10 protein-coding genes are annotated in these 11,621 nt (G+C 43.6%); 6 read left to right on the top strand and 4 right to left on the bottom strand.

Annotated features, from left to right (window positions below):
• The first annotated feature begins 153 nt into the window (after positions 1-153).
• From ACVBJC_RS18665 to ACVBJC_RS18685, 5 genes are all read left to right on the top strand, one after another.
• The gene (locus ACVBJC_RS18665; protein WP_447162421.1) at positions 154-1,296 is read left to right on the top strand and encodes an HDOD domain-containing protein; all 1,143 of its coding nucleotides are present in this window, start codon (positions 154-156) and stop codon (positions 1,294-1,296) included.
• A 669-nt stretch (positions 1,297-1,965) separates the two neighbouring features.
• Entirely contained in the window at positions 1,966-3,183 is a 1,218-nt protein-coding gene (locus tag ACVBJC_RS18670; protein ID WP_447162420.1) for an aspartate aminotransferase family protein, read from the top strand.
• Positions 3,184-3,316: 133 nt separating this feature from the next.
• The gene (gene astA / locus ACVBJC_RS18675; RefSeq protein WP_447162419.1) at positions 3,317-4,336 is read left to right on the top strand and encodes an arginine N-succinyltransferase; all 1,020 of its coding nucleotides are present in this window, start codon (positions 3,317-3,319) and stop codon (positions 4,334-4,336) included.
• A gap of 9 nt (positions 4,337-4,345) precedes the next feature.
• Entirely contained in the window at positions 4,346-5,806 is a 1,461-nt protein-coding gene (gene astD, locus ACVBJC_RS18680; protein ID WP_447162418.1) for a succinylglutamate-semialdehyde dehydrogenase, read from the top strand.
• Between the two features lie 195 nt (positions 5,807-6,001).
• Positions 6,002-6,802, top strand: coding sequence for a 2-oxoadipate dioxygenase/decarboxylase family protein (locus tag ACVBJC_RS18685; RefSeq protein WP_447162417.1), 801 nt, complete (start codon positions 6,002-6,004; stop codon positions 6,800-6,802).
• 300 nt (positions 6,803-7,102) lie between these two features.
• Here the strand turns inward: ACVBJC_RS18685 and ACVBJC_RS18690 are convergent, their stop codons facing one another.
• The 4 genes from ACVBJC_RS18690 to crp form a co-directional block, all read right to left on the bottom strand.
• The gene (locus tag ACVBJC_RS18690; protein ID WP_447162416.1) at positions 7,103-8,428 is read right to left on the bottom strand and encodes an ATP-binding protein; all 1,326 of its coding nucleotides are present in this window, start codon (positions 8,426-8,428) and stop codon (positions 7,103-7,105) included.
• Entirely contained in the window at positions 8,425-9,099 is a 675-nt protein-coding gene (locus ACVBJC_RS18695; protein ID WP_447162415.1) for a response regulator transcription factor, read from the bottom strand. Before ACVBJC_RS18695 ends, ACVBJC_RS18690 begins: the two co-directional genes overlap by 4 nt.
• A 109-nt stretch (positions 9,100-9,208) precedes the next feature.
• Positions 9,209-9,544, bottom strand: coding sequence for a PepSY domain-containing protein (locus ACVBJC_RS18700; protein WP_447162414.1), 336 nt, complete (start codon positions 9,542-9,544; stop codon positions 9,209-9,211).
• A gap of 82 nt (positions 9,545-9,626) precedes the next feature.
• Entirely contained in the window at positions 9,627-10,262 is a 636-nt protein-coding gene (gene crp / locus ACVBJC_RS18705) for a cAMP-activated global transcriptional regulator CRP (RefSeq protein ID WP_012156707.1), read from the bottom strand.
• 448 nt (positions 10,263-10,710) lie between these two features.
• Here crp and ACVBJC_RS18710 point away from each other — a divergent pair, with 448 nt between their 5' ends.
• Positions 10,711-11,493 (top strand): tetratricopeptide repeat protein, encoded by a 783-nt coding sequence (locus ACVBJC_RS18710; protein ID WP_447162413.1) that lies wholly within the window; start codon positions 10,711-10,713, stop codon positions 11,491-11,493.
• Positions 11,494-11,621 lie beyond the last annotated feature (128 nt).

The following is an 11,621-nucleotide window of genomic DNA, read 5'->3' on the forward strand; positions in this document are numbered from 1 at the left end:
TTAGTGCTTAAGCTAAAGGCTCCCATAGGGAGCCTTTTTGCTTTGATTAATTCGTCCAGAAGGTGGGTTCTGTATTTTTTATCCGTCAGCTTTAGCAAAACTTATGTTTAATGGGTAGACTGGTAGCAATAGTTATAGGGAGCATGTTTATCAGTGGCAATTTCGGTCGCAGGTGGGGTTAAGCCTGCACAAATCATAGAGATAGAACATCGACTACTAAAGCAGTTGATCGTCGGTCGGGGTAAGTCTATTAGCATGGACGATGAGCCTAATGCCGATCTAGAAGATGATGCCAATAAACTAGAGATTGAACGTGAGGCCATCCGTGAAAGGTTAGCTAAGCAGAATCAAGCCAAGGCCATCTTTGAGGCTGTCTCTACGCAATTGCTAAGCAGTGTGAATAACAGCATTGAGCATCAACTCTCGTCACCGGAGCAGGTACTTAAGCAGTCAAAGCTAGATGATAAACAGATCATCTTGCTAGAGTTGCTCTATTCAGATCAGGTTGACTTAGCGCGTATTCGACCATTGGTCACCGCTCTACCTTGGCTTGAGCGTGACTTAGTGAATATGGTTAACAGTTCCACCTTTAGGCACCGTAGGCCTAAGTCTTCTGATGTGCAGGTAACCGATGTTAAGTTGGTGCTTAACTATATTGGGATTGAAAACCTCCAGGCATTAGTACCTTATTTTTGCCTTAGAAATTTAATGCCTACAGGGCAACCGCAGATGCTGTGGTTGACTCGAAAATTTTGGCGTTACAGTATCGTAGCCGCTATTGCTGCCCAAGCTTTAGCTGCCATACACCAAAAAGCCCCAGCCTTTATTTATAGTTGTAGCTTAATGAGCCAACTGGGTGCCACTTGTGTGATTAATCAATGTGCAAAGACATTTGATGACATGTGGGGGACGTGGCTTAGAGAGGCGAGCGCAAGCCGAGATAAAGAGCTCTATGATGCGGTGATGGCAACAGAGTTTCCTGCAAGTGATGTGTACCAGCAAGTCTTAAGTCATGGTCGGACGCTTAATTGGCAACTCCTTAGCTTACTTAAGTTTGATGAGAGCCGCTTGACCAAAACCTTTAAGTCGATCGATACAAGCCTTAAATACGCAGAACTTGATGAAGACTCGGCGTTAATAGAACGCGCTAATTGCTACGCCAAAGTCTATCTACTAAAAGAAGTAGACAATATTAGCGCTGCAGAATGCCGATTAATGTTTGATTATTACCAGCTCTCGCAGCAAGAACAGATCCGTTTGGACGCGCAAAACTTCCGTAAGCTTACCCTGTTTTAAGCTGGCCATTGTGCCATGCCTTAATTAAATCGAGTGAATAAACCTGTTTTGAGGTTCGCTTTCTATTCGCTTTTAGCCGAGTTAATAGATTAACCTTTCCACTTTGTGTAAAAAACTTGTTTGAAATCGATTATTGTTACAGCAGGTCTGGTTGAATTTTAAACTAGTGGCAATGCTTGTTATTTAGCTTTTTGAGCCTTTTATGTGCACTTTATGCAATATTGAGCAGACGCAACATGACCCGGTTTGAGTCGCTATAAATGGTATACAATATTGGTTGACTTGTAAGGCCTGTAATTTATCGATTTAAACGGGTGTTTTATCAGTGATTATCTATATAAATCTTAACTAATTAGAACTGAATGCGGCCATTAGTTATTCATTAACTGTGAATAACTAATGGAATTAGGTGCTAGATAACTTTTTTATGACTATTTATGCTTAAAGCCCCGCTATATCTGCTTTGTTAATTCTAAAACTCAAATCTTTATGCAGTGTTTACGCTCTTCCTCCTCTTGATGATTGTTAAAAACTGGTATTTTGATCACATTTTCGCTAATAATGTCCTTCTAGCTAAACAAACAATCGCCATGTCACCAACAAAAGATAAAGACATTGAGCGGAATACGACCAGCTAATAAGGTCGATAATGACAAAGGATGAGAAGGAATGAGCGTAACTATGAATCTTACACGTGCCCAATTTGATGAAGTTATGGTGCCTAACTATGCGCCTTCAGCGGTTATTCCAGTTCGTGGCGAAGGTAGCCGAGTTTGGGATCAAGAAGGTAAAGAGTACATCGACTTTGCTGGTGGTATTGCGGTTAACTGTTTAGGTCATTGTCATCCAGCTTTGGTTGGCGCGCTAAAGACTCAAAGCGAGAAGCTTTGGCATCTATCTAACGTAATGACTAACGAGCCTGCACTAGAGCTGGCGACTAAGCTAGTTGAAGCAACATTCGCCGATCGTGTTTATTTTGCTAACTCGGGCGCTGAAGCAAACGAAGCTGCACTTAAGCTCGTTCGTCGTTATGCAATGGATAAGTTTGGCGCTGAAAAAGACCAAATTATCGCATTTGATAAAGCCTTCCACGGTCGTACTTTCTTCACTGTGAGTGTTGGTGGTCAAGCGGCTTACTCGGACGGTTTTGGTCCTAAGCCACAGAGCATTACTCATGTACCATTTAATGATATTGAAGCATTAGAAGCGGTATTTTCAGATAAAACGTGTGCAGTAATGATGGAGCCATTGCAGGGTGAAGGCGGCATTATTGATGCTGATCCTGAATTTTTAAAAGCGGTTCGTGCACTTTGTGATAAGCATAATGCATTGTTAGTTTTTGACGAAGTTCAAACAGGTGTGGGTCGTCTAGGTGAGTTATATGCTTATATGCGTGGCGATGTAGTACCTGATGTGCTGACAACAGCAAAAGCGCTTGGTGGTGGTTTCCCAATTGCAGCCATGCTAACGACTAAAGAGATCGCTGATCACCTTAAGATTGGTACTCACGGTTCTACCTATGGCGGTAACCCGCTAGCTTGTGCAGTGGGCAATGCAGTGATGGATGTGGTTAATACTCCAGAAGTACTGAACGGCGTAAAACACCGTGAACAACTATTACGCGATGGCTTGAAGAAGATTAACGACAAGTACGATGTATTCTCTGAAATCCGTGGCCAAGGTCTATTGATTGGTGCGGTGGTTAACAATAAGTACCAAGGGCGCGCTAAAGAATTCTTAGTTGCCGCTATTAACGAAGGCGTTATGAGCCTAGTTGCTGGTGCAAATGTTGTTCGCTTTACGCCTTCTTTAGTGATCCCAGAAGCCGATATTGCGGAAGGTCTAGCGCGTTTTGAACGTGCTGTAGCTAAAGTTGTCGAAGCCTAAAAGGCATACGGAGTGTTATCAATGATAACGCTCCTTTTTTGTCTTTAGGATAACTTGAACGTTTCTTGAGCTGTGCTTGTCAAATATTGATAAGGCTGACAGATACGACAAGTGATAGCGAGGAGACTCCTAGATGCTAGTTATACGTCCAATCCGATCGACTGACTTTAAAGCGCTATATCAAATAGCTGAAGAGTCAGGGCATGGATTCACATCTCTACCGGTAAATGAAGCACTACTCCGCAGAAAAATTGCTCGAGTAGAAGAATCATTTACTAAGCAGATCGATAAACCTTTCGATGAAGGTTACTTGATGGTACTAGAAGATACTGAAACCGGTGAGGTTGTGGGTACTTGTGGTATTGAGGCTGCGGTAGGTATGGTCGATGCTTTTTACCATTATCGATTAGGGACAGAGGTTTACCACTCTGAGCAAATCGATGTACGTAATGAGGTCGAAACCTTAACCCTTTGCCACGATTACACTGGCGCAGCCGAGCTTTGTACACTTTTCCTACGTGGAAGCTACCGTAAAAATAATAACGGCCGCATGCTTTCAAGAAGTCGCTTTCTGTTTCTTGCTCAGCACGCTGAGCGCTTTGGTGAAACGGTTATTGCAGAGATGCGTGGTGAGAGTGACGAAGATGGTAACTCACCTTTTTATGGCTGGCTGCAAGAGCACTTCTTAGGGATCGATTTTGTGCAGGCCGACTATCTTTCAGGCTTAAGCCAAAAAGCATTTATGGCAGAAATGATGCCTAAGAATGCGGTTTACGTATGTTTATTGCCAAAAGAAGCGCAAAAGGTCATTGGTGAAGTTCATGCCAATACTCGTCCAGCACTTAACCTGCTGCAAGCGGAAGGTTTTAGGTGCCGTGGTTATGTTGATATTTTTGATGGTGGCCCGACAGTTGAATGCCATATAAATGATATTCGCTCGGTACGTGAAAGTCGTTTACTAACCATTACCATAGGTGACACGCCAGTCGGTGCTGCAAGCTATATCGTTTCAAATACCCAATTAGCCGATTATCGGGCTACAGCTGCTAATTTAGTTGTAGTCGAAGACAGCGATGACGTGATCTTAGATGCACAAACTGCAGCAGCCCTTATGGTTGCAGATGGTGAGCAGATCCGTGTATTGCCAATGTAGGAATAGAAAATGACACAATTTATTGAAGGTAAGTGGGTTGCAGGTTTAGGTCACGAAGTGACATCTATTAATCCTGCCAACCAAGAAGTAATTTGGAATAGTAAAACTGCCACACCAGAGCAGGTATCTCAAGCTGTTGATGCCGCACGTAACGTGCAATTTGACTGGTTTATGCTTGGCTTTGATGCACGCCTAGCCATTGTTGAAGCTTATCGCGATCAACTTGAAGCTCACAAAGCCGAAATGGCTGAAGTGATTGCACAAGAAACCGGTAAGCCACAGTGGGAAACTGCGACAGAAGCAGGCGCAATGATCGGCAAGATCGGCCTTTCTGTTGCTGCTTACCATAAGCGTACTGGTACATCTGAAAACGATACACCTGCAGGCCGTGCGGTATTACGCCATAAGCCACATGGTGTAGTTGCGGTATTTGGGCCCTATAACTTCCCTGGCCATCTACCAAATGGTCACATAGTACCTGCGCTGCTTGCGGGTAATACCGTGGTGTTTAAGCCATCAGAACTGACGCCAAAAGTCGCTGAGCTGATGCTTAAGCTATGGGAAAAAGCCGGTTTGCCAGCGGGTGTGATTAACCTCGTTCAAGGCGAAGTCGAAACCGGCAAGGCGCTCGCAGCTCATCCACAAATTGATGGTCTGTTCTTTACCGGTAGCTCGCGCACTGGCCATATCTTGCATCAGCAGTATGCTGGCGATCCTGGCAAGATCTTAGCACTAGAGATGGGCGGTAATAACCCGCTTATCATCAAAGATGTCGCCGACACTAAAGCCGCTGTTCACGACATCATTCAGTCTGCCTATATCTCAGCAGGCCAACGTTGTACCTGTGCACGTCGTCTTTATGTTGAAAAAGGTGCGGCAGGTGACGAATTGCTTGAGCAACTTGTTGCGGCGATAAAGCAGATCAAAGTAGGGCCATGGAACGCACAGCCACAGCCGTTCATGGGGTCGATGATTTCTGAGACTGCTGCAAAAGGCATGGTCAGCGCACAGCGTAACTTGATTAACTTAGGTGGTAACTCTCTGGTTGAGTTGACTCATATCGAATCGGGGACAGGCCTTGTTTCTCCTGGTTTGATTGATGTCACCGATGTGATTGAGCTGCCAGATGAAGAGTATTTTGGCCCACTATTGCAAGTCGTACGTTATAGCGATTTTGATGAAGCTATCAAGCTCGCTAACGCGACTCGCTATGGTCTTTCGGCTGGCATTTTAGCTGATAGCCGTGAAGATTATGACTACTTCCTTGCACGTATTCGTGCTGGTATTGTTAACTGGAATAAGCAGATCACCGGCGCTTCGGGCGCGGCACCATTTGGTGGTGTTGGTGCATCGGGTAACCACAGAGCGAGTGCGTTCTATGCCGCAGATTATTGTGCCTACCCAGTAGCGTCAGTTGAGGCCGATGCGGTCAGTCTGCCCGCAACATTGAGTCCAGGTTTGAGTCTTTAAACTCAAGTCGCAAATTCAAAGGGGAAGCGCTCGGGGCGCTTCCCCTTTGTTTATATCAGGCCTCTTGCTAAGAGAGTTGATATGACAAAACAGATATGACAACAAGTAAGCACCATCCCTAAAATGTGTACCGCCGCGTGATCTAAACCAACTAACTAAATAAACAGGTCAACACGCAGGCGTAAGGAGCTAATAATGCACACGAATGTAAACACACTATTTGAAGCGCTTTGGCAAGACTATATCGACATGACGCCCTCGGCAGCGAAAGTTCATCAGCTATTGTCTAAAGGCGGGGCGATAATTAACGATCATATTGCGCTGCGTACTTTTAATATTGCCAAGGTTAATCTTGAAGTATTGTCTGCACATTTCGAGTCTATCGGCTATGTAGCTTGTGGCGATTACAAATTTGAAGCCAAGAAGCTCAACGCTAAGCATTTTGAACATCCTGACAGTACACAGCCAAAAGTATTTATTTCTGAATTGTTAGTTGAAGAGTTTAGCGATGAACTGCAAGCGACGGTTAATGGCTTAATTGAGCAGATCGATAAGGATGCAACCACAGCCGACAACTTCTTGTACTCAGGCCGTCACTGGCAGCTTGATACTAAGACTTATGAAGCGCTATTAGCTGAGAGTGAATACGCTGCCTGGGTTGCTGCATTTGGTTATCGTGCTAACCATTTCACGGTATCGATTAATTATCTACCAGGCTATGAAACCATATTTGAAGTTAACGATGCTTTAAAAGCCGCAGGCTTTGTATTGAATGCATCGGGTGGTGAAGTAAAGGGCAGTCCAGAGGTATTACTGGAGCAGTCATCGACGATGGCAGATAGGATCCCTGTTAGCTTCTCTGACGCAGTGATTGACATTCCTAGCTGTTTTTATGAGTTTGCTTTACGTTATCCCAAAGCCGACGGGGAGCTTTACACAGGCTTTGTAGCAGCTTCTGCGGACAAGATTTTTGAAAGCACTAATGTTAATGGCTAGGCGTTAATCACTAGTTGTTAATGGCTAAGTGTTAGTTGCTAAGTGTAAAACCTAATGCAAATGGTTAGCTCAACGCGCCAGCCTAAATTAAGTCTTTAACATGCTGCATAAAAAACCGGACGCGAGTCCGGTTTTTTTATGGTTTTAGTACCTTGAATTTTAATTAAGCTTTATACCAATCAGTATAGAAGTTGATCTACTCAGAACGTTTTTTGGCAAACTAATTCAAGGCGAATAACTGAAAGAATGGTTGCTCCCTTGTGAAGTTGTTCAACGTAGAAGTAGGCAGTCAAATTGGTATTAGAAGAGCAAGGTGACTTTCAGCCCGGATAAGCTTTTACTGTGTTCAAACTTGAGTTCAATCTTGTATTGCTCAGCGATATCTTTAACAATCGACAAGCCTAAGCCGTGGCCCATCGTTGCCTCATCGAGACGTTTGCCCCTGTGGGTCAGTTGCGCTAGCTCTTCTGTTTTCACCCCTGGCCCATCATCTTCAATCGTCAATTTAAGCTGCTGATCTTGATAGCTAATACAGACTCTGATCTCTGAACTTGCCCATTTATAAGCGTTATCCAGTAGATTGCCTAAAAGCTCCATACCATCTTCACGATGCATAGGTAATCGGGTAATCGCGCTGGGAATGTCAAAGCGGCAGTGAATAGACTTAGTGCGGTGAACCTTATTAAGGGTTTGAGCCAAATCTTCAATATCTTTTGGTAGTTGCATCTGCGCCGCCGGAAGCATGTCGCCAGTGATCCGCGCCGCCGCAAGCTTACGCTCAATCATCTTATGGACTAAATCGAGCTGTTTTTGCATGGCTTCAGCCGCGTCAGGGTCTTTTAAATAAAGAGCCTCAACCTGTTGCTGCATAACCGCTAAGGGAGTTTTTAAACCGTGACTAAGATTACCCAAATTATTGCGGCTACGTTCGATCTGCTTACTAGAATAGGCAAGCAGCTCATTATAGTTTTTGGCTAACGGCTGCAGCTCAAGTGGAATAGAGTTGAGATCGAATGAGGAAATCTCGCCTTCGCGTAATTTGGCTAAGGTGTCTTTCATCTGATTTACGGGTTTGAATGACTGTCGTAGCACCAGGAAAATACCGGTGATCATTGCTAGCAACATGGCCAGGTTGACGATAAGTTTTGTGCCGTAGACTTCAGAAAAAATCTTGCGACCGATACTTAAGTCCTGAGCCACCGTAAGTGTGGCGCTAAGACCTGATGTATCAGATTTTAGACCGATAGAGAGTAGCTGGATATCGTGATTTTGCGGTCCTTTAGTCTGCCAGGCACGGGTTTCTCCTTTTTCAAGATCCACCACTTCGAGTCGCTGATCCCATAAAGAACGTGATCTCAGTTCTTGCTCTGGCAGATCCAGTTGATAGTAACGGCCGGAATAAACAGGGCGATAGAAGCTAGATAGCTGATTTTCGTCGATGCTAAATGAGCTATCTTCAAGGTGGGTAGCGAGTAAGACTTGCTGTAAGTCCTCTTGCAATCTGGCAATGATAGAGTCGTGAAAAGCTTGGCGCAGCATGGACTCGAAAAAGATAATGCCGACAACGGTAGATATCACCACTAAGCCTGTTAACCACAGACTTAGCTTAGTGCGAATTGAGATCATTGAACGAGGCCGTGAAATATATACCCTTGTCCGCGACGAGTCTCAATGGCTGTTTTGCCAAGCTTTTTACGTAGATGAGTGACGTATACTTCAACGACATTACTCTCTTTCTCATCATCAAACTGGTAAAGCTTGTCGGTAAGCTGGGCCTTTGATAACAGTTTTTTCGGCGACATTAGGAAGATTTTTAATAACCTAAATTCCATGGCTGTCAGCTCAAATGTTTGCTCGCCCACAGTCACAGACTGCTGGCCTTCATCGAGTGTCACACCTGCATAGGTTAACTGCTTATTTGGCGTATTGGCTTTGCCATGAGCACGTTGGATCAGTGCTTGAATACGTACTAGCAGCTCTTGAGTATGAAAGGGCTTGCCTAGGTAATCGTCGGCACCAGAATTAAAGCCCTCTACTTTCTCGTGCCACTGGCTGCGAGCCGTTAGCATGATGACTGGGGTATGAATTCCTTGCTCACGCCAGGTTTCTAGTAGCTCCAAGCCGTTGCCATCGGGTAACCCAATATCTAGGATGACACAGTCATAATTTGTTTCTTTGATGAGGTAATCAGCTTCACTGACCTTGTCTGTCGTATCTGTAACATAACCGGCTTGTTTAAGCTGCTTAACAAGCTCTTCGACTAATAAGGTATTGTCTTCAACAAGAAGTAATTTCATAGAGTGCTCTCAATGGTGCGATCTTAAGTGACAGGCGGTTTACAGAGTTAATTCATGTTAACTCAAAAAGTGTCACATCAGTGCAATTAGATTTGATTTTTACGCCATATTACAGCTTTTCAGCGCTACAACTGGCAGGTAGTCGTACCGGTTGAGCGAGTTGGCCGTTGCTGGCGTCTAAGAGTAACTCTACCAGCTGACCTTTTTCTGTGCGAATTTGGATCTCGTAACGCCAGTTGCCTAGATGTTGGTATAAATGAGCATCAATAAGCCTGCCATTACACATGGCTTGAATACTGGAGAGGGTGACATCAAGAGACAGGATTTGACCACTATTAACTAAAGCTTGCGCCTCATAGTGTTGAACTTCAATTTTTTGATTAGCGACCGCTATAGGTAGGTGTAGTATCGCAGCCAAAAGGCATAAATAAAATGCTAATTTCAAGCTGAACTCCTAATAAAAAAATGGCCTGAGATAATCTCAGGCCACTTTATAGAAGCTGTCTTAAACCGAGCTTAATACTGGCTTATCGTGTTCCGTAAACCACAATAGTTTTACCATGTGCTTGGATAAGGTTTTGTTCTTCAAGCATTTTTAAGATACGGCCTACAGTCTCACGAGAACAACCAACGATTTGGCCGATCTCTTGACGAGTGATCTTAATTTGCATGCCATCTGGATGCGTCATAGCATCTGGCTGCTTTGCAAGGTGAAGTAATGTCTGTGCAATTCTTCCAGCAACATCTAGGAAGGCTAGGTCGCCCACTTTTTGGCTGGTGCTATGCAGACGGTAAGCCATCTGAGATGAAAGCTTCATCAAGATTTCTGGGTTAACTTGGATTAACTGCTTGAACTTCTTATAAGAAATTTCTGCAATTTCACAAGCTTGCTTAGCACGAACCCATGCAGTACGTTCAGCTTGTTCTTCAAACAAACCTAACTCACCGATAAAGTCGCCCTGGTTAAGGTAAGAAAGAATCATCTCTTTACCTTCTTCATCTTTAATCAAGACGGCTACAGAGCCTTTTACGATGTAATAAAGCGTATCAGAATCTTCACCAGCGTGGATCAAAGTACTTTTGGCTGGATATTTATGAATGTGACAGTGTGATAAAAACCATTCCAAAGTCGGATCTGGTTTTGGCTTTCCAATCAGAGCCATGCCTATGTTCCTCGGCTGATTTACATTAAAAGTAAGAATATGCTAATTAAGCATCTTACGTCAATTAAGTGATTAAAACCTTGATAGATGTCTTACTTTAGTTCGACTCAATGTTAGGTGAATAACCATTTAGATATAGGGTATTTTGATACATTAGTGATATATGTCAACTGATACCGCCACTAAGCTTGATTGTAGCGTTAACAATTAGGCTTGCATCACATCTTGTTACAACTACCGCGACCAAGGCAGGCACGGGCTTTGCAGCTTGGTTTATTTATATGCAAAAACTTGAGCCTTATCAATAATAATGATTCTCATTAATGAGTGTGAGCTTTTTAGGCTCGACATTTGAGATTAATTCAGGCTAACTTGAGGGAAATTAGAATAAAACTACGAGTAGCTGTACCCAATATAACGTTACTTTGGTGAGTTGTAGGAGCCCTTCATGAATTATAGACCTTGGATTTTAAATACAGTAGTGGTCTTTTGTTTAGCGTTAAGCAATGGGGCGAGTGCGTTTTCTATTGTGCAACCTAAAGGTTCAGAAGAGGCCAGTCGTTTAGCACATATTCAATTAAAGGCGACCCAAGGCGACGCTGATGCCCAGTATTTGCTTGGGCTTATGTATCTATCTGGGCGCTATGTCGCAGCAGATCAAGCCTTAGGTATAAAGTGGGTCACAGACGCGGCGACATTAGGTCATGTAAAAGCGCAGCAGACCATGGCTGATTTGGCATTTGAAGGTAGCTTAATTAAGCGAGACTTATCGACTGCAGAGCAGTGGTATAGCGAGTTAAGCAAAAAAGGTAATAAGTGGGCTAACTTCAGACTTGGTTTTATTTATGCCGCGGGCGGTCAAGGGGTTGAGCGTAATTGTGGTAAAGCAGTAGAGCAGTTCAATGCCGTGGGCGATATGGCATCTCTTGGTAATGTCGCTTGGATTTTAGCAACCTGTCCAGAGTCGCAATACCGTAATGGTGATAAAGCGCTGGAGCTGTCGCTAGCGTTACTTGAGTCAAATGAGCAAGATCCAACCAACTTGGATAATCTTGCTGCGGCCTATGCTGAGATAGGTGATTTTGATGCTGCTATTTCTACTCAACAAAAAGCCATTAAAGCGCTAGATTTAAGTTCTGATCAAAGTAAAACCGCTGAATTTAAGCAGCGTTTAAAAATTTATCAAAACTATGAACCTTATCGTGAGGTGTTGCCGTTAATAGGTAATTAGCTATTACTGACTAGCAGTTGATAGCACTTATGAAATAAAAGCTCCTGAATAGGTAATGCCGATCATTTAGCAGTTTATTGATCGGTTGACCGATCTTTATAAGATGGCAAAATCCGAGTGTTTTTAAA

This window comes from Shewanella sp. 0m-6, from assembly GCF_052977325.1.

Bases quoted from the DNA above. Each gene is read 5' to 3' on its own strand.
- ACVBJC_RS18670 (WP_447162420.1), top strand. From the start codon at position 1,966: ATGAGCGTAACTATGAATCTTACACGTGCCCAATTTGATGAAGTTATG.
- astA (WP_447162419.1), top strand. From the start codon at position 3,317: ATGCTAGTTATACGTCCAATCCGATCGACTGACTTTAAAGCGCTATAT.
- astD (WP_447162418.1), top strand. From the start codon at position 4,346: ATGACACAATTTATTGAAGGTAAGTGGGTTGCAGGTTTAGGTCACGAA.
- ACVBJC_RS18685 (WP_447162417.1), top strand. From the start codon at position 6,002: ATGCACACGAATGTAAACACACTATTTGAAGCGCTTTGGCAAGACTAT.
- ACVBJC_RS18690 (WP_447162416.1), bottom strand. From the start codon at position 8,428: ATGATCTCAATTCGCACTAAGCTAAGTCTGTGGTTAACAGGCTTAGTG.
- ACVBJC_RS18695 (WP_447162415.1), bottom strand. From the start codon at position 9,099: ATGAAATTACTTCTTGTTGAAGACAATACCTTATTAGTCGAAGAGCTT.
- crp (WP_012156707.1), bottom strand. From the start codon at position 10,262: ATGGCTCTGATTGGAAAGCCAAAACCAGATCCGACTTTGGAATGGTTT.
- ACVBJC_RS18710 (WP_447162413.1), top strand. From the start codon at position 10,711: ATGAATTATAGACCTTGGATTTTAAATACAGTAGTGGTCTTTTGTTTA.